Annotated in this window: 17 protein-coding genes; 7 read left to right on the forward strand and 10 right to left on the reverse strand. The window is 61.8% G+C overall.

Annotated elements, in window-relative coordinates; all coding sequences use genetic code 11:
• Positions 1-93: 93 nt before the first annotated feature.
• From GGI48_RS06185 to sdhC, 4 genes are read right to left on the reverse strand one after another with little or no spacing between them, the layout of a single operon-like run.
• Positions 94-798 (reverse strand): succinate dehydrogenase iron-sulfur subunit, encoded by a 705-nt coding sequence (locus GGI48_RS06185; RefSeq protein WP_016968087.1) that lies wholly within the window; start codon positions 796-798, stop codon positions 94-96.
• Positions 799-810: 12 nt separating this feature from the next.
• A complete protein-coding gene (gene sdhA / locus GGI48_RS06190) occupies positions 811-2,583 on the reverse strand; it encodes a succinate dehydrogenase flavoprotein subunit (protein ID WP_016968086.1) in 1,773 nt (590 codons plus the stop codon).
• 3 nt (positions 2,584-2,586) lie between these two features.
• The gene (gene sdhD, locus GGI48_RS06195; RefSeq protein WP_011060049.1) at positions 2,587-2,955 is read right to left on the reverse strand and encodes a succinate dehydrogenase, hydrophobic membrane anchor protein; all 369 of its coding nucleotides are present in this window, start codon (positions 2,953-2,955) and stop codon (positions 2,587-2,589) included.
• Positions 2,949-3,323: a succinate dehydrogenase, cytochrome b556 subunit gene (gene sdhC / locus GGI48_RS06200; protein ID WP_011060048.1), complete on the reverse strand. Its 375-nt coding sequence runs from the start codon at positions 3,321-3,323 to the stop codon at positions 2,949-2,951. Before sdhC ends, sdhD begins: the two co-directional genes overlap by 7 nt.
• A 363-nt stretch (positions 3,324-3,686) precedes the next feature.
• Between sdhC and gltA the strand changes: the two genes are divergently transcribed.
• Positions 3,687-4,976, forward strand: coding sequence for a citrate synthase (gltA, locus tag GGI48_RS06205; protein ID WP_011060047.1), 1,290 nt, complete (start codon positions 3,687-3,689; stop codon positions 4,974-4,976).
• A gap of 298 nt (positions 4,977-5,274) precedes the next feature.
• Here the strand turns inward: gltA and GGI48_RS06210 are convergent, their stop codons facing one another.
• From GGI48_RS06210 to GGI48_RS06220, 3 genes are all read right to left on the reverse strand, one after another.
• Positions 5,275-6,933, reverse strand: a complete 1,659-nt coding sequence (locus tag GGI48_RS06210) for a cation acetate symporter (RefSeq protein ID WP_016968085.1) — start codon at positions 6,931-6,933, stop codon at positions 5,275-5,277.
• On the reverse strand, positions 6,930-7,241 hold the full coding sequence (locus tag GGI48_RS06215; protein ID WP_016968084.1) for a DUF485 domain-containing protein: 312 nt from the start codon (positions 7,239-7,241) through the stop codon (positions 6,930-6,932). The genes GGI48_RS06210 and GGI48_RS06215 overlap by 4 nt, the downstream gene beginning before the upstream one ends.
• A gap of 190 nt (positions 7,242-7,431) precedes the next feature.
• The gene (locus tag GGI48_RS06220; RefSeq protein ID WP_016968083.1) at positions 7,432-8,283 is read right to left on the reverse strand and encodes a glycine betaine ABC transporter substrate-binding protein; all 852 of its coding nucleotides are present in this window, start codon (positions 8,281-8,283) and stop codon (positions 7,432-7,434) included.
• 330 nt (positions 8,284-8,613) lie between these two features.
• On the opposite strand from GGI48_RS06220, the gene GGI48_RS06225 reads away from it, so the two are divergent.
• Positions 8,614-10,167: a beta (1-6) glucans synthase gene (locus GGI48_RS06225; RefSeq protein WP_179597497.1), complete on the forward strand. Its 1,554-nt coding sequence runs from the start codon at positions 8,614-8,616 to the stop codon at positions 10,165-10,167.
• Positions 10,168-10,218: 51 nt separating this feature from the next.
• Here GGI48_RS06225 and GGI48_RS06230 read toward each other — a convergent pair whose 3' ends face one another.
• Positions 10,219-10,584, reverse strand: coding sequence for a hypothetical protein (locus GGI48_RS06230; RefSeq protein ID WP_179597499.1), 366 nt, complete (start codon positions 10,582-10,584; stop codon positions 10,219-10,221).
• A gap of 233 nt (positions 10,585-10,817) precedes the next feature.
• Here GGI48_RS06230 and GGI48_RS06235 point away from each other — a divergent pair, with 233 nt between their 5' ends.
• Entirely contained in the window at positions 10,818-12,116 is a 1,299-nt protein-coding gene (locus GGI48_RS06235; protein ID WP_016968080.1) for a serine protein kinase PrkA, read from the forward strand.
• The gene (locus GGI48_RS06240; RefSeq protein WP_016968079.1) at positions 12,109-12,897 is read left to right on the forward strand and encodes a VacJ family lipoprotein; all 789 of its coding nucleotides are present in this window, start codon (positions 12,109-12,111) and stop codon (positions 12,895-12,897) included. The genes GGI48_RS06235 and GGI48_RS06240 overlap by 8 nt, the downstream gene beginning before the upstream one ends.
• Positions 12,898-13,041: 144 nt before the next feature.
• Here GGI48_RS06240 and GGI48_RS06245 read toward each other — a convergent pair whose 3' ends face one another.
• Complete coding sequence (locus GGI48_RS06245) at positions 13,042-13,965, reverse strand: DUF808 domain-containing protein (protein WP_179597500.1); 924 nt, start codon at positions 13,963-13,965, stop codon at positions 13,042-13,044.
• A gap of 169 nt (positions 13,966-14,134) precedes the next feature.
• Between GGI48_RS06245 and GGI48_RS06250 the strand changes: the two genes are divergently transcribed.
• Positions 14,135-14,743 carry a TetR/AcrR family transcriptional regulator gene (locus GGI48_RS06250; protein ID WP_016968077.1) on the forward strand — a complete coding sequence of 203 codons (609 nt, stop codon included), beginning with the start codon at positions 14,135-14,137 and terminating at the stop codon, positions 14,741-14,743.
• Positions 14,744-14,893: 150 nt separating this feature from the next.
• Here the strand turns inward: GGI48_RS06250 and GGI48_RS06255 are convergent, their stop codons facing one another.
• Complete coding sequence (locus GGI48_RS06255) at positions 14,894-15,334, reverse strand: GlcG/HbpS family heme-binding protein (RefSeq protein WP_016968076.1); 441 nt, start codon at positions 15,332-15,334, stop codon at positions 14,894-14,896.
• Between the two features lie 269 nt (positions 15,335-15,603).
• Here GGI48_RS06255 and gcl point away from each other — a divergent pair, with 269 nt between their 5' ends.
• Positions 15,604-17,379, forward strand: a complete 1,776-nt coding sequence (gene gcl / locus GGI48_RS06260; protein WP_179597502.1) for a glyoxylate carboligase — start codon at positions 15,604-15,606, stop codon at positions 17,377-17,379.
• 151 nt (positions 17,380-17,530) lie between these two features.
• Complete coding sequence (gene hyi / locus GGI48_RS06265; RefSeq protein ID WP_016965185.1) at positions 17,531-18,313, forward strand: hydroxypyruvate isomerase; 783 nt, start codon at positions 17,531-17,533, stop codon at positions 18,311-18,313.
• Positions 18,314-18,332 lie beyond the last annotated feature (19 nt).

The raw sequence follows: 18,332 nt of genomic DNA on the forward strand, positions 1-18,332 counted from the left end.
GTGAGCTGCTGCTCAGGTTAGAGCCATGACGCGGGTTGAAGCCCGCGCCTTGGCTTTTACGGGTACAGCGGTCCTACGGGTACAACAGCTGAATCACACGCCGCTCTGCAGCAGCATGTTACGAATGTGACCGATGGCCTTAGTCGGGTTCAGGCCCTTCGGACAAACGTTGACGCAGTTCATGATTCCCCGGCAGCGGAATACGCTGAACGGGTCATCCAGGGAAGCCAGACGCTCGGCTGTCTTGGTGTCACGGCTATCTGCCAGGAAGCGATAGGCTTGCAGCAGAGCAGCCGGACCCAGGAACTTGTCCGGGTTCCACCAGAAGGACGGGCAGGAGGTCGAGCAGCAAGCGCACAGGATGCACTCGTACAGACCGTCGAGCTTCTCGCGCTCTTCCGGGGACTGCAGACGCTCGATGGCCGGAGCCGGCGTATCGTTCTGCAGGAATGGTTTCACCTTCTCGTATTGCTTGTAGAAGATGCTCATATCGACGACCAGGTCACGGATAACCGGCAGACCTGGCAGAGGACGAATAACCAGCTTGTTCTTCTTGACCACGGCAGACAGTGGCGTGATGCACGCCAGGCCGTTCTTGCCGTTGATGTTCATGCCATCGGAACCGCAAACGCCTTCGCGGCAGGAACGACGGTAGGAGAAACCCTCGTCCTGCTCTTTGATCAGCGCCAGCACGTCCAGCACCATCAGGTCCTTGCCACCGGTATCGACCTGGAAAACCTGGGTTTTCGGAGCCGAGTCGGTATCTGGGTTGTAACGATAAACTTCAACTTGCAACATATCGATCACCCTTTAGTAAGTCCGGACTTTTGGTTCAAAAGTCGGAACAGTCTTCGGCGAGAAGTTGACCGCACGCTTGGCAACGCGCTTCTCACCCGGGAAGTACAGGGTGTGGCACAGCCAGTTTTCGTCGTCACGGTCTTCAAAGTCTTCACGGGCGTGAGCGCCGCGGGACTCTTTACGCACTTCAGCAGCGATGGCGGTGGCTTCAGCCACTTCCAGCAGGTTCTGCAGCTCAAGTGCCTCGATACGTGCAGTGTTGAAAGCTTGAGACTTGTCGTTGATCTTGACGTTGGCGATACGCTCGCGCAGATCGGCCAGCTGGGCGATACCCTTCTGCATGTATTCGCCAGTACGGAATACACCGAAGTAGTTCTGCATGCAGCTCTGCAGTTCGCGACGCAGGGTCGCCACGTCTTCACCGGTGGTGCGCTCGTTGAGCTTGGCCAGACGGTTCAGGGCCACGTCGACGTCGGTGTCGCTGGCGTCGCGGTATTCGATACCGTCGGTCAGCGCTTTTTCCAGGTGCAGACCTGCCGCACGACCGAAAACCACCAAGTCCAGCAGCGAGTTGCCGCCCAGACGGTTGGCACCGTGCACCGATACGCAAGCCACTTCACCCACTGCGAACAGGCCAGGGATGATGGTGTCTTCGCCAGCCGCGTTCTGAGTGATCGCCTGACCATGGATGTTGGTGGCAACGCCGCCCATCATGTAGTGGCAGGTTGGAACCACTGGCACCGGAGCAACCACCGGGTCAACGTGCGCAAAGGTCTTGGACAGTTCGCAGATACCCGGCAGACGGCTGTGCAGCACTTCTTCGCCCAGGTGATCGAGCTTGAGCATCACGTGGTCGCCATTCGGACCACAGCCGTTGCCGGCGATGATTTCCTTGACCATGGAACGCGCCACAACGTCGCGACCAGCCAGGTCCTTGGCGTTCGGAGCATAACGCTCCATGAAACGCTCGCCGTGCTTGTTGATCAGGTAACCACCTTCACCACGGCAACCTTCGGTCACCAGTACACCGGCGCCGGCGATGCCGGTCGGGTGGAACTGCCACATTTCGATGTCTTGCACCGGAACGCCGGCACGCAGCGCCATGCCTACACCGTCACCGGTGTTGATCAGGGCGTTGGTGGTGGAAGCGTAGATACGACCTGCACCGCCGGTAGCCAGAACGGTGGCCTTGGAGCGGATGTAGGTGGTTTCGCCGGTTTCGATGCAGATAGCGATTACGCCGACAAAGGCGCCATCCTGGTTCTTCACCAGATCGACTGCGTACCACTCGTTGAGGAAGGTGGTACCGGCTTTCAGGTTGCCCTGATAAAGGGTATGCAGCAGCGCGTGGCCGGTACGGTCGGAAGCAGCGCAGGTACGAGCCGCCTGGCCGCCCTTGCCGTAGTCCTTGGACTGACCGCCGAAAGGACGCTGGTAGATACGACCGGTTTCGGTACGGGAGAACGGCAGGCCCATGTGGTCCAGTTCGAAGACCGCAGCCGGGCCTTCCTGACACATGTATTCGATAGCGTCCTGGTCACCGATGTAGTCGGAACCCTTGACGGTATCGTACATGTGCCAGCGCCAGTCATCGTTCGGGTCCGCCGAGGCGATCGCGCAAGTGATGCCGCCCTGGGCAGACACTGTGTGCGAACGGGTCGGGAACACCTTGGTGATCACGGCAGTCTTGTGGCCACCCTGGGCCAACTGCAGTGCGGCACGCATGCCGGCGCCGCCGCCGCCAATGATGATGGCGTCGAAAGAAATGGTTGGAATGTTAGCCATGAATCAGATACCCCAGAGAATCTGCACACCCCAGACGAAGTAAGCGAACATCGCGACGCCGCATACTGCCTGGAAAAGGAAACGCACTGCTGTCGCCGACTTGCCCAGCGCCATCGGCGTCAGGTAGTCAGTCGAGATGGTCCACATGCCGACCCAGGCGTGAGCGCCCAGGGCCACCATGGCCAGCAGACTGAAGATACGCATCCAGTTGTTTGCGAACAGGCCATGCCACTGGGTGTAGTCAATGCCCGGATTCGCTACGAGGTATCCGATCAGGAAAATGAAATAAGCCGCGAGAACGACCGCAGACACACGTTGTGCCATCCAGTCATAAAGGCCCGAACGCGACAGGTTCGTAACGCTGGTTACCATATCCAAACTCCCGCCAGAACGATTACCACCACGGATACGGCGATAACGATTTTCGAGCCCAGCTTGCCGCCTTCCAGCGTCTCACCGATGCCCATGTCCATGATCAGATGGCGTACACCGGCCACCAAGTGATACAGCAAGGCGGACAAGAGGCCCCATGCAACGAATTTGGCCAGCGGACTGGTCAAGCACGCCTTCACCTCGGCATAGCCTTCCTCGGACCCCAGGGATTTGCTCAATGCATAAAGCATGATGCCGATGCCCAGGAAGAGGATGATGCCGGAAACACGGTGAAGAAACGACGTAACGCCGGTGATGGGGAGTTTGATGGTCCTTAGGTCTAGGTTTACAGGTCGTTGGCTATTCACGGCTTTTTTTCACACTGAAGAGCCCCTAACAATCAGGGCAAAGTTGTTGGGGAGTGCACTGGTCAGGTCACCACTACCCAGGGAGTGCGACCCCCAATAAAGCGGGCCCAGAAGCCTACGGAGGTCGGTGGCCGAGTATAGACAGTTAGGCTACTAATGACAACGCAAACGCCTTCCCCTAATAGCTGATTGCGTTAGCCATATAAAAGGCGTAAATGGCGCTGAATTTCGCTAAAAAAACCCTCCCAAAGCCTTCTGGGACAAGACTTTAGGCAAATTGACATTCAGATTTATCTCACTATAGTGGTGCGGGCCCTGCGTGGGGGGTCTGTCTGATGATTTCAAGCATAAATAGGAGGCCACATGGCTGACAAAAAAGCGCAGTTGATCATCGAGGGCGCAGCCCCCGTCGAGCTGCCCATTTTAACCGGCACCGTTGGTCCCGATGTAATCGATGTTCGGGGCCTGACGGCCACGGGCCGCTTCACTTTTGACCCGGGTTTCATGTCGACCGCCTCCTGCGAGTCGAAAATCACCTACATCGACGGCGACAACGGCATTCTGCTGCATCGCGGCTACCCGATCGAACAACTGGCTGAAAAGTCGGACTATCTGGAAACCTGCTACCTGCTGCTCAACGGTGAACTGCCCACCGCCGAACAAAAGGCTCAGTTCGTCAGCACCGTAAAGAACCACACCATGGTTCACGAACAGCTGAAGAGCTTCTTCAACGGCTTCCGTCGCGACGCTCACCCAATGGCGGTGATGTGTGGCGTAGTCGGCGCCCTGTCGGCGTTCTACCACGACTCTCTGGACATCAATAACCCGCAGCACCGCGAAATCTCCGCGGTACGCCTGGTGGCCAAGATGCCGACCCTGGCAGCGATGGTTTACAAGTACTCCATGGGCCAGCCGATGATGTACCCGCGCAACGACCTGTCGTACGCGGAAAACTTCCTGCACATGATGTTCAACACCCCGTGCGAGATCAAACCGATCAGCCCGGTACTGGCCAAGGCAATGGACCGGATCTTCATCCTCCACGCCGACCACGAACAGAACGCCTCGACCTCCACCGTGCGCCTGGCCGGCTCTTCGGGTGCCAACCCGTTCGCCTGTATCGCTGCCGGTATCGCGGCACTCTGGGGCCCGGCCCACGGCGGCGCCAACGAAGCCGTGCTGACCATGCTCGACGAAATTGGCGATGTCTCGAACATCGACAAGTTCATCGCCAAGGCCAAGGACAAGAACGATCCGTTCAAGCTCATGGGCTTCGGTCACCGCGTGTACAAGAACCGCGACCCACGCGCCACCGTGATGAAGCAGACCTGCGACGAAGTCCTGAAAGAACTGGGCATCAACAACGATCCGCAACTCGAACTGGCCATGCGCCTGGAAGAGATCGCCCTGACCGACCCGTACTTCATCGAGCGCTCGCTGTACCCGAACGTCGACTTCTACTCGGGGATCATCCTCAAGGCGATCGGTATTCCAACCAGCATGTTCACCGTGATCTTCGCCCTGGCGCGGACCGTCGGCTGGATCTCGCACTGGAAGGAAATGCTCTCCAGCCCTTACAAGATCGGCCGCCCACGTCAGCTGTACACCGGCTACGAGTCGCGCGACATCACCAAGCTGGAAGACCGCAAATAAGACCTGCCTTGCGCACACGTCTTAGCTGCACCGAATACGGCCTCTGATAGAGGTCGTATTTGTTTCTGCCCTCCCCTGACCTACATCCCGCGGGCGCCGGCTTACCGGCCAGGAGCCCCGCAAACCCCGCTCCCCACCCTTCAATTAGGCTTTCGCTGGCAAGCCAGCGCCTACAGCAGTGCGCCTGCTGTCGGGGTATTTGGACAGGGCTGGCAGGCATAAAAAATGCCCCGATCTTTCGATCGAGGCATTTGGCTATTACTCAGCGTCTGTATAGAAGCCGATACACCGGATGGGCTTAGTGCGACACCGCCCCACTGGCCCCCAGGCCGGTCTGCGAACGCACGAACTGCGGAAAGAACAGGGCCCGCTCGTTGACCGCCGAAGCCGACTTGTCAGTGATGGAGAAGAACCAGATACCGATGAAGGCAATGATCATCGAGAACAACGCCGGGTACTCATACGGGAAGATCGCCTTCTCGTGATGCAGGATCTGCACCCAGATGGTCGGACCCAGCACCATCAGCGCCACCGCACTGACCAGACCCAGCCAGCCGCCAATCATGGCGCCACGGGTGGTCAGCTTCTTCCAGTACATCGAGAGCAGCAGCACCGGGAAGTTGCAGCTGGCAGCGATGGAGAACGCCAGGCCCACCATGAACGCAATGTTCTGGCTTTCGAAGAGGATGCCCAGGCCGATGGCCAGCACGCCCAAGGCCACGGTCGTGATCTTGGAAACGCGAATCTCGTCCTTCTCGTTGGCCTTGCCCTTCTTGATCACGCTGGCATACAGGTCGTGGGACACCGCCGAAGCACCCGCCAGGGTCAGCCCTGCCACAACCGCCAGGATGGTGGCGAAGGCCACCGCCGAGATGAAGCCGAGGAACACGCTGCCACCCACCGCATTGGCCAGGTGCACCGCCGCCATGTTGTTACCACCCAGCAAGGCGCCAGCGGCATCCTTGAAGTCCGGATTGGTGCTCACCAGCAGGATCGCGCCAAAACCGATGATGAAGGTCAGGATGTAGAAGTAGCCGATGAAGCCAGTGGCGTAGAGCACGCTCTTGCGGGCTTCCTTGGCATCGCTCACGGTGAAGAAGCGCATGAGGATGTGTGGCAGGCCGGCTGTACCGAACATCAGCGCCAGCCCCAGGGAAAACGCCGAGATCGGATCCTTCACCAGTCCGCCCGGGCTCATGATCGCCTCACCTTTGGGGTGAACCTTGACCGCCTCGGAGAACAGGGTGTTGAAGTCGAAGTTGACGTGCTTCATCACCATCAGCGCCATAAAGGACGCACCGGACAGCAGCAGCACCGCCTTGATGATCTGCACCCAGGTGGTGGCCAGCATGCCGCCGAACAGCACGTACAGGCACATCAGGATCCCCACCAGGATCACTGCCACGTGGTAATCGAGGCCGAACAGCAACTGGATCAGCTTGCCGGCACCGACCATCTGCGCGATCAGGTAGAACGCCACCACCACCAGCGAGCCACAGGCCGACAGGGTGCGGATCTGGGTCTGCCCGAGGCGGTAGGACGCCACGTCGGCAAAGGTGTACTTGCCCAGGTTGCGCAGGCGCTCGGCGATCAGGAACAGAATGATCGGCCAGCCCACCAGGAAGCCGATGGAGTAGATCAGGCCGTCATAGCCGGAAGTGAACACCAGGGCGGAAATCCCCAGGAAGGACGCCGCGGACATGTAGTCACCGGCAATCGCCAGGCCGTTCTGGAAGCCGGTGATCTTGCCGCCCGCCGCGTAATAGTCGGCAGCCGACTTGTTGCGCTTGGAGGCCCAGTAGGTGATGCACAGCGTTGCCCCGACAAACACCACGAACATGGCAATCGCCGAAACGTTGAGGGGTTGCTTGTGGACTTCGCCGGTCAAAGCGTCTGCGGCCCAGAGGGCAGGAGCGAAAGCGGCAAGACCGAGTGCTGCGAATAGACGTCGGATCATTGCTGAGCCTCCTTCAGGATCGCGTTGTTCAGCTCGTCGAACTCACCGTTGGCGCGTCGCACATAGATGGCCGTCAGGACGAAGGCCGAGACAATCAAGCCGACACCAATGGGAATGCCCCAGGTGATGGATGACGTTGGACTGAGTTTGGCACCCAGGATCTGGGGCCCGTAGGCGATCAACAGGATGAAACCCGAGTAAAGCCCAAGCATGATCGCCGAAAGAATCCAGGCGAACCGCTCTCGCTTGCTGACCAGCTCCTTGAAACGCGGGCTGTTTTGAATCGAGAGGTAAATGCTGTCGTTCATTGTTTTTATCCTCGCAGCACAGATTTTAGATGGAACGCAATCCACTCTATGCGGCTATGGAGCAGGTTCCAGACGACCTTAGTATTAGAACGACATTAACCACCTCGCCAACTTTCCCCCCGAAAAAAACCAGGGCCGCCCGCTGATAGCAGCGGGCGGCCCTGGGACCCTCGATCTAGACGCCTGGCGACTATTTAGCCGTCCACTCGGCAACCCGTTCCGGGTGCTTGGCAACCCAGTCCTTGGCCGCTACGTCCGGTTTTGCACCGTCTTGAATGGCCAGCATGACCTGACCGATTTCGTCCTTGGACGCCCACTGGAACTTCTTCAGGAACGCCGCCACTTCCGGCGCCTTCTTCTCCAGCCCCTTGCTGCCGATGCTGTTGACGGTTTCAGCAGCGCCGTAGACGCCTTTCGGGTCTTCGAGGAAACGCAGCTTCCACTTGGCGAACATCCAGTGCGGCACCCAGCCGGTCACGGCGATGGATTCCTGCTTCTCCTCGGCCCGGGTCAATTCGGCGATCATCGCCGCGCCGGAACTGGCCTGCAGCTTGTAGTCCAGACCGTAGTCCTTGATCGCCTGATCCGTTTTGAGCATCACCCCGGACCCGGCGTCGATGCCCACGATCTTGTTCTTGAAGCTGGTGTCGGTCTTGAGATCATCGATGCTCTTGGCCTTGACGTACTCGGGCACGATCAGGCCGATCTTGGCGTCCTTGAAGTTGGGGCCATAGTCCACCACCTTGTCCTTGTTCTTGGCCCAGTACTCGCCGTGAGTCACCGGCAACCAGGCCGAGAGCATGGCGTCGAGTTTGCCGGTGGCCACGCCCTGCCACATGATCCCGGTCGCCACCGCTTGCAGCTTGACGTCATAACCGAGCTTCTGCTTGATCACCTCCGCAGCCACATAGGTCGTCGCCACGCTGTCGGACCAGCCGTCGACGTAGCCGATGCTCAGGGTCTTGCTGTCGGCACTGGCCAGAGTGGAGCTGACGGCAAGTACCAGTGCGGCACCTGCGCCTAAGAGTCGTCGCATCTTCATCGTTACTTCCCCGAAAAGTGCAGTGCCGGGCGGCTGCCAGGCACGTCAACGTATGGTTATGGTGCACAGCGCCCCCATCACGCCTCACCGCGAACGCGTTCGATCATCAGCGGAGTACTGATGCTTCGATCATCAACCCGCCTTCGCCCACGACCTGCTCTGTCTGCGACCTCAAGACAACCAGCAACGACATCAGATAGCCATTAACCAGCCCACCCCAGATCCCCCGCCGCAGGCCCGCCCGAACTTTGCATGGCAAGCGCATGCCGACCACCAAGCCCCGGACAAATACGGGTAAGATGCCGGGCTTTGCTCTGCTACGGCCCGACCATGCCCGCTTCTGCCCGCTTCCCTGCCCTCGCTTATCTGTTTGCCTGCCTGATCGGCCTGCTGGCCCTTTGTGGCTACTGGTACGGCCTTGGCCAGCCAGTGCACCTGGCCGACGTCGCCAGCGCCAACCACAAACTGCAATGCGCGTCCTATACGCCGTTCGACAAGGATCAGTCGCCCTTCGACCAACCATTCAAACTGCGCCCCGAGCGCATGGATGCCGACCTGGCGCTGCTGGCCACCCGCTTCGAATGCATCCGCACCTACTCCATGACCGGCCTAGAAGCACTGCCGGAGCTGGCGCGCAAGCACGGCCTGAAACTGATGATCGGCGCCTGGGTCAACAGCAACCCGGTGGACACCGAGAAGGAAGTCGATCTGCTGATCGCCTCGGCCAACGCCAACCCGGACGTGGTCAGCGCGGTGATCGTCGGCAACGAAGCCCTGCTGCGCAAGGAAGTCACCGGCGCGCAACTGGCGCGGCTGATTCTCAAGGTCAAGGCCGGGGTCAAGCAGCCGGTGACCTACGCCGACGTCTGGGAGTTCTGGCTCAAGCACCCGGAAATCGCCCCGGCGGTGGACTTTCTCACCATCCACCTGCTGCCCTACTGGGAAGACGATCCGTCGAACATCGACGCCGCCCTCAACCATGTGGCCGAAGTGCGCCAGGTGTTCGGCAACCGTTTCGCCCCCAAGGACGTGCTGATCGGTGAAACCGGCTGGCCCAGCGAAGGCCGCCAGCGCGAAACCGCGCTGCCGAGCCGGGTCAACGAAGCCAAGTTCATTCGCGGCTTCGTCGCCCTGGCAGAACACAATGGCTGGCACTACAACCTGATCGAAGCCTTCGACCAACCCTGGAAACGCGCCAGCGAAGGTGCGGTCGGCGGCTACTGGGGACTGTTCGACGCCGATCGCCAGGACAAGGGCATCCTCGCCGGCCCGGTTTCCAACCTGCCTCACTGGCCGCTGTGGCTGGGCGTGGGCGGCGTGATCTTCCTCGGCACCCTGGTGCTGGGTGGGTCGGTCCGGACCCGGCGCGCAGCGCTGTTGCTGCCACTGCTGGGGACGCTGGCGGCCTGCGCCATCGGCACCTGGGCCGAACTGGCGCGGGTCACCAGCCGCTTCACCGGGGAATGGGTGTGGGCTGCCTTGCTGCTGGGCTTGAACCTGCTGGTGCTGGCCCATGCCGCACTGACCCTGAGCCCACGCCAAGGCTGGCGCCAACGGGCCTTCAACGCCCTGGAACAGCGCGCCGGCTGGCTCCTGGCGGCAGCGGGCTTCGCCGCGGCGGTGATGATGCTGGAACTGGTGTTCGACCCACGCTACCGCAGCTTCCCCAGCGCGGCCCTGATCCTGCCGGCGCTGGTCTACCTGTGCCGTCCGGTCCGCGTAGCGCGCCGCGAGATTGCCCTGCTGACCTTTATCCTGGGGGCCGGCATCGCTCCCCAGCTGTACCAGGAAGGCCTGGCCAACCAGCAAGCCTGGGGCTGGGCCCTGGTCAGCCTGCTGATGGTGGCCGCGCTGTGGCGCAGCCTCCGGGCCCGTATCGCCTGACTCTTCAACTGTGGCCGCGGGCGCGCCTGGATGGCGTCCGCGGCCGACAGGTCAGGGTCGCGCAGCCCGTACCAGGCGCAATGCGGCAATCACCACCGCGAACACCGCCAGGGTCGTGTTGTACAGCGCCAGCGCCGGAATACCGGCCAGCATCGCCAGCACCGCCAGCCACCAGCCGCTGCGCCCCGGCAGCACAAAGGCCAGTAGCGCGGCGCCCAGGGCACTCCAGCCCAGCACCTTGAAGTGGATCATCCAGCCCAGGCTGGAGCGCAGCGAGCATTCCCAACGCGCGGCTTCGTCGACACAGGCGCCCACCCAGCGCGCGTCCTCCATAAAACCGTAGAGCAAGCCATAACTGGCGGCCAGCCACAACGGCAGGACGATGAGCAGCACAATCACGGGCAAGCGGCGAGACATGGAACACTCCGAACAATCAAAACGGCGCCCAGCATAATCCTCCACAAACGCTTGGCAAGGGCGATGCACAGATAACTATTCAGCAAATGCCGGCAACGTGTATCGTCCGCCTACCAGCAACCTGCGCCACGCCTGCGGCAGGGATATTTGTGCTACCCCATGGCACTTCGGCAGCAGCGCGGTGGTCATAGCCTGCAAACCTCATTCGGCACCTTCCTTCTAGGGATACAGTCATGCTTCGTTCCTTGCGCTTCGCTGCCCTGTTTGGCGGCCTTATCCTGAGTGCGTCCGCACTGGCGGTCGATGTCGACCCGGCCAGCTATGGCTACCCGTTGACCAACCCGTTCGAAGCCACCATCGCCACCACACCGCCAGAGCTGCGTCCGGAGCTGCCCGCCAGCGAAGACATCCGCCAGTCCGACTACAGCCTGACCCTGCGCCCCGAGCGCGAGTTCATCCTCCCGGACAACTTCTGGGCGGTGAAGAAACTCACCTACCGCATCGCCACCCAGGATCACGCCGCGCCGCTGATCTTCCTGATTGCCGGCACCGGCGCACGCTACGACAGCAGCCTCAACGAATACCTGAAGAAGCTCTACTACAAGGCCGGCTACCACGTGGTGCAGCTGTCCTCGCCCACCAGCTTCGACTTCATCAGCGCCGCCTCGCGCTTTGCCACCCCCGGGGTGACCCAGGAAGACGCCGAAGACATGTACCGGGTCATGCAGGCCGTGCGCGCGCAGCACCCGAAGCTGCCAATCAGCGAGTTCTACCTCACCGGCTACAGCCTCGGCGCCCTGGACGCGGCCTTCGTCAGCAAACTGGATGAAACCCGGCGCAGCTTCAACTTCAAGAAAGTCCTGCTGCTCAACCCGCCGGTCAACCTCTACACCTCGATCACCAACCTCGACAAGCTGGTGCAGACCGAGGTCAAGGGCATCAACAACAGCACCACCTTCTATGAACTGGTGCTGGGCAAGCTGACCCGTTACTTCCAGCAGAAAGGCTACATCGACCTCAACGACGCCCTGCTCTATGACTTCCAGCAGTCCAAGCAACACCTGAGCAACGAACAGATGGCGATGCTGATCGGCACCTCCTTCCGCTTCTCGGCGGCGGACATCGCCTTCACCTCGGACCTGATCAACCGCCGCGGCCTGATCACCCCGCCCAAGTACCCGATCCGCGAAGGCACCAGCCTCACGCCGTTTCTCAAGCGCGCCCTGCAGTGCGACTTCGACTGCTACCTGACCGAGCAAGTGATCCCCATGTGGCGCGCCCGGACCGACGGCGGCAGCCTGCTGCAACTGATCGACCAGGTGAGCCTCTACGCCCTGCAGGACTACCTCAAGGCCAGCCCGAAGATTGCCGTGATGCACAACGCCGACGATGTGATCCTCGGCCCCGGCGACCTGGGCTTCCTGCGTAAAACCTTTGGCGACCGCCTGACCGTCTACCCCCATGGCGGGCACTGCGGCAACCTCAACTACCGCGTCAACAGCGACGCCATGCTGGAGTTCTTCCGTGGCTAAACATCTCCTGCTTATCGCTGCGTTGCTCTGCGCAGGCTATGCCCAAGCCGACAACAGCAAGGCCAACACCCCGGTCACGCCCGATCCCGACGGCTTCACCGAGCCGTTGAAGAAACTCAAGTTCAACCCGGGCCTGGACCAGCGCGAGTTCGAGCGCTCGACCCTCAATGCGCTGAATGTCTATGACCCGCTGGAGTCCTGGAACCGCCGGGTCTACCACTTCAACTACCGCTTCGACCAGTGGGTGTTCCTGCCGGTGGTGGACGGCTACCGCTATGTGACCCCGGGGTTCCTGCGCAGCGGGGTGAGCAACTTCTTCAACAACCTCGGCGACGTGCCGAACCTGGTCAACAGCCTGTTGCAGTTCAAGGGCCAGCGCTCGATGGAAACCACCGCGCGCCTGCTGCTCAACACCACCATCGGTGTCGCCGGGCTATGGGATCCGGCAACCAAGATGGGCCTGCCGCGCCAAACCGAAGATTTCGGCCAGACCCTGGGCTTCTATGGCGTGCCCGCGGGGGCCTATCTGGTGCTGCCGATCCTCGGCCCGTCGAACCTGCGGGACACCGCGGGGCTGGCCGTGGACTACACCACCGAATCGGCGATCAACTTCCTCAACGTCTCGGAAGTCAGCAGCAATCACCCGGAAATCTGGGTCTTGCGCGGGGTCGACAAGCGCTACCAGACCAGCTTCCGCTATGGCCAGCTGAACTCGCCGTTCGAATACGAAAAGGTGCGCTACGTGTACACCGAGTCACGCAAACTGCAGATCGCCGAGTAATCCCGCCTCGCCCCGCCATCCGGCGGGGCGGCACATCCGCGCAGCACAACCCACGCAAGTGCAGTTCACCGGGCATCACGGATGCCATCGATCGCTCTACGCCAGGCCGCCGGCTGTCATAACCGCCACGGGGTGAGTCAGGCCTCAGCCGCGCAGCGCACGCCAGCCCTTGCCAATCAGGCTCACGGCCAGCAGCACCGCTGCGCCAGCAATAATCCCGGCCACGGCATTGAGCAGGGTCGGCATGATCACCGAGGCCGCGCCGATGACCCCGGCGCTGCGCTCGGCCAGGCCTTGAATCAGATGATGCACGGCAGGTACGCCGTGGGTGAGGATGCCGCCGCCAACCATGAACATCGCCGCGGTGCCGATCACCGACAGGCTCTTCATCATCCACGGCGCCGCCCGCAGAATGGCGCCGCCGATGCGCCTGGCCAGGGCTCCGGGCTTCTGCGCCAGCCACAGCCCCAGGTCGTCCAGCTTGACGATGCCGCCCACCAGGCCATAGACGCCGACGGTCATGATGATCGCAATCCCCGACAGCACCACCACCTGCTGGCTCAGGGAAGCGCCCGCCACCGTGCCCAGGGTGATGGCGATGATTTCGGCGGAGAGGATGAAATCGGTACGGATCGCGCCCTTGATCTTGTCCTTTTCAAAGGCCACCAGATCCACCTGGGGATCGGCCAGGGCCTGCAGGCTCTGCTCATGTTCGGCCGCGTCATCGGCATGCGGCAGGTATTTGTGCGCCAGCTTCTCGAAGCCTTCGAAACACAGATAGGCGCCACCGACCATCAGCAACGGCGTCACCAGCCAGGGCGCCAGGGCACTGATGGCCAGGGCCGCCGGCACCAGGATCAGCTTGTTGCGAAACGAGCCCTTGGCCACCGCCCAGACCACGGGCAGTTCCCGCTCGGCGCGCACCCCGGAAACCTGCTGAGCGTTAAGCGCCAGATCGTCGCCCAATACCCCGGCGGTCTTCTTCGCCGCCACCTTGGTCATCAAGGCCACGTCATCGAGGACCGCGGCGATGTCGTCGATCAATACCAGCAAACTGCTTCCTGCCATGGGCCAGGCTTCCCTGCATGAAAATAAGGCGCGCAGCATACCGCGCCACCGAGCGCGCAGCGAGCGCCCACAAGCAGGAAAAACGGGCCCTACCCGGCATTCTTGAGCCTCTCGCAAAGCCGGTGCTACCATGCGCAACCGCCCGAACAGGCAAGGAATCCCCCGGTTTATGAGCACCATCCGCGAGCGCAATAAAGAACTGATCCTGCGGGCCGCCAGCGAAGAGTTTGCCGACAAGGGCTTTGCCGCGACCAAGACCAGCGACATCGCCGCCAAGGCCGGATTGCCCAAACCCAACGTCTACTACTACTTCAAGTCCAAGGAAAACCTCTATCGCGAGGTGCTGGAAAGCATCATCGAACCGATTCTCCAGGCCTCCACGCCGTTCAATGCCGACGGTGTGCCCAGCGAAGTGCTCAGCGGCTATATCCGCTCGAAGATCCGCATCTCCCGCGACCTGCCGTTCGCCTCCAAAGTGTTCGCCAGCGAAATCATGCATGGCGCGCCGCACCTGAGCCCGGAGCAGGTGCAACAGCTCAACGCCCAGGCCAAGCACAACATCGAATGCATCCAGACCTGGATCGATCGCGGCCTGATCGCCCCGCTCGACCCCAACCACCTGATGTTCAGCATCTGGGCCGCGACCCAGACCTACGCCGACTTCGACTGGCAGATCTCGGTGGTCACCGGCAAGGCCAAACTCACCGAAGAAGACTACGAGGCCGCGGCGCAGACCATCATCCGCCTGGTGCTCAAGGGCTGCGAACCGGATCGCTGATCGCGTTTGCGCCCCTCCCCGTGCATTTCTGTTGTTGCGGCAAACTGCGCGCAGGAATATCAAGACACCAGCAAGGTCCTGCGGACCTTTTCGCCGCCTCGCGGGCTCGGCAGCGGCTACGGGCCGGGGCCGGGCCCGCAAGGTTGAGGACTACGCGCTGACGCCGGCGTCCGCCGCCAGGCCCTGAGCTTCGATGGCGCTGATGGCGCATTGCTCGTCGATGTCCGAGGTGTCGCCACTGATGCCGATCGCCCCAATCACCGCCCCCGCCTGATCCCGGATCAGGACCCCGCCCGGCGCCGGCACCACGCTGCCCTGCCCCAGACCATTCAACGCGCCGATAAAGGCCGGGCGCTGCTGCGCGTCCAGGGCCAGCAGGCGCGACCCCTTGCCCAGGGCAATCGCGCCCCAGGCCTTGCCGATGGCGATCTGCGGACGCAGCAGGCTGGCGCCATCTTCCCTTTGCAGGGTCACCAGATGCCCACCGGCGTCCAGCACGGCGATGGTCAAGGGCGCCGCACTGATCTGGCGCCCCGCACTGATGGCCTGATTGGCCAGGTTGACTGCGACTTTCAAGGTTAAAGCGCTCATGGGTGCCGTCCTTATCTTGTTATTGAGGAAGCCTGAGGAATGCTTCTGGTAGGAGAAGTCCGATACGGCAAATAGAACACAATGAATTTATTTTTTGTATACAATAAATCGTGAAAATCACCACATGCGACAAATGGACGCCGGTTTATCGGGGCTTCGGCAAAAGCCACTGTAGCTCAAGAAAATCCATTGACCTGCGTCGCTCGCCGTGAATACACTTTGTGAAAAGCCACTTGTATACAATTACAAAACGTAAGAGGCACAAAACCATGAGCAAAATGAGAGCAATCGAAGCCGCCGTTCTGGTGATGCGCCGCGAAGGGGTCGATACCGCTTTTGGCATCCCGGGTGCCGCCATCAACCCGCTGTATTCCGCGCTGCAGAAGGTCGGTGGCATCGATCACGTCCTCGCCCGCCACGTTGAAGGCGCCTCGCACATGGCCGAGGGCTACACCCGCACCAAGGCCGGCAACATCGGTGTGTGCATCGGCACTTCCGGCCCGGCCGGCACCGACATGGTCACCGGCCTGTACAGCGCCTCGGCCGACTCGATCCCGATTCTCTGCATCACCGGCCAGGCACCCCGGGCCCGCCTGCACAAGGAAGACTTCCAGGCCGTGGACATCACCAGCATCGTCAAGCCGGTGACCAAGTGGGCCACCACCGTGCTGGAGCCGGGCCAGGTGCCCTACGCCTTCCAGAAAGCCTTCTACGAAATGCGCTCCGGCCGTCCCGGCCCGGTGCTGATCGACCTGCCGTTCGACGTGCAGATGGCGGAAATCGAATTCGACATCGACGCCTACCAGCCCCTGCCCCTGGCCAAGCCCGCGGCAACCCGCTTGCAGGCGGAAAAGGTCCTGGCCCTGCTGGACCAGGCCGAGCGTCCATTGCTGGTGGCCGGTGGTGGCGTGATCAACGCCGACGCCAGCGAACTGCTGGTGGAGTTCGCCGAACTGACCGGTATCCCGGTGATCCCGACCCTGATGGGCTGGGGCACCATCCCTGACGATCACCCCCAGATGGTGGGCATGGTCGGCCTGCAAACCTCCCATCGCTACGGCAACGCCACCCTGCTCAAGTCCGACACCGTGCTGGGCATCGGCAACCGCTGGGCCAACCGCCACACCGGCTCGGTGGACGTCTATACCGAAGGCCGCAAGTTCATCCACGTGGACATCGAACCGACCCAGATCGGCCGTGTCTTCACCCCGGACCTGGGCATCGTCTCCGACGCTGGCAGCGCCCTGACCGTGCTGCTGGAAGTGGCTCGTGAATGGCAGACCGCCGGCAAGTTGAAAGACCGCAGTGCCTGGCTGCATGACTGCCAGCAGCGCAAGGCCAGCCTGCATCGCAAGACTCACTTCGACAACGTGCCGGTCAAGCCGCAGCGCGTGTACGAAGAGATGAACCAGGTGTTCGGCAAGGACACCTGCTACGTCAGCACCATCGGCCTGTCGCAGATTGCCGGCGCGCAGTTCCTCCACGTCTACAAGCCACGCCACTGGATCAACTGCGGCCAGGCCGGCCCGCTGGGCTGGACCATTCCCGCGGCGCTGGGCGTGGTCAAGGCCGACCCGAATCGCCAGGTGGTGGCGCTGTCCGGCGACTACGACTTCCAGTTCATGATCGAAGAGCTGGCGGTGGGCGCGCAGTTCAACCTGCCCTACATCCACGTGGTGGTGAACAACTCCTACCTGGGGCTGATCCGCCAGGCCCAGCGCGGTTTCGACATGGACTACTGCGTGCAGCTGTCCTTCGACAACCTCAACGCGCCGGAACTCAACGGCTACGGCGTCGACCACGTAGCGGTCGCCGAAGGCCTGGGTTGCAAGGCCCTGCGGGTGTTCGAACCCAAGGACATCCAGCCGGCCCTGCGCCAGGCCCAGGAAATGCTCCAGACCTACAAGGTGCCGGTGGTGGTGGAGATCATCCTGGAGCGCGTGACCAACATTTCCATGGGCACCGAGATCAACGCAGTCAACGAGTTCGAAGACCTGGCGCTGGTGGGCAACGACGCCCCTACCGCGATTTCCCTGCTCGACTAACCCCTGTAGCCGCGGCCACAGGCTGTCATCGGGTTTACCCGAACCTTGCCGGGATTGCCCCGCTCGCCCTCTTGTCCAGAGAGGTCGCCGGGGCAGCCCGACTGCCGCCTGAGCGCCCACCACAGGCATCACCGTTTCACAGGAGACCACCATGCCGCGTTTTGCCGCCAACCTGTCCATGCTGTTCACCGAACAGGACTTCCTCGCCCGCTTCAAGGCTGCCGCCGATGCCGGCTTCAGCGGCGTCGAATACCTGTTTCCCTACGAATTCAGCTCCGCCGAGATCAAGGCGCAACTCGATGCCAACGGCCTGACCCAGGTGCTGTTCAACCTGCCGGCCGGTGACTGGGCCAAGGGTGAGCGCGGTATCGCCTGCCTGCCCGACCGGGTCGAGGAATTCCGGGCCGGGGTCGACCTGGCCATCGCCTACGCCCAGGTCCTGGGCAACACCCAGATCAATTGCCTGGCCGGCATCCGTCCACAAGGCGCCGATGAGGCCCTGCTGGAAAAGACCTTCGTCGCCAACCTCAAGTACGCCGCCGACAAGCTGCAAGCGGTGGGCATCAAGCTGGTGATGGAAGCGATCAACACCCGCGACATTCCAGGCTTCTACCTCAACAACACCGCCCAGGCGCTGGCGATTCGCGAACAGGTGGGCAGCGCCAACCTGTACCTGCAGTACGACATCTACCACATGCAAATCATGGAGGGTGACCTGGCCCGGACCATGGCCAACCACCTGGGCCAGATCAACCACATCCAGCTGGCGGACAACCCCGGGCGCAACGAGCCGGGCACCGGTGAGATCAACTACCGCTTCCTCTTCGAGCACCTGGACCGCATCGGCTACCAGGGCTGGGTCGGCTGCGAGTACAAGCCGCTGACCACCACCGAGGCCGGCCTCGGCTGGCTGAAAACCCACAACGCAATCTGAACCCGTCCCCCTGTAGGAG

Origin of the sequence: Pseudomonas protegens, assembly GCF_013407925.2 — a bacterium.
Lineage (GTDB): Bacteria > Pseudomonadota > Gammaproteobacteria > Pseudomonadales > Pseudomonadaceae > Aquipseudomonas > Aquipseudomonas fluorescens_AP.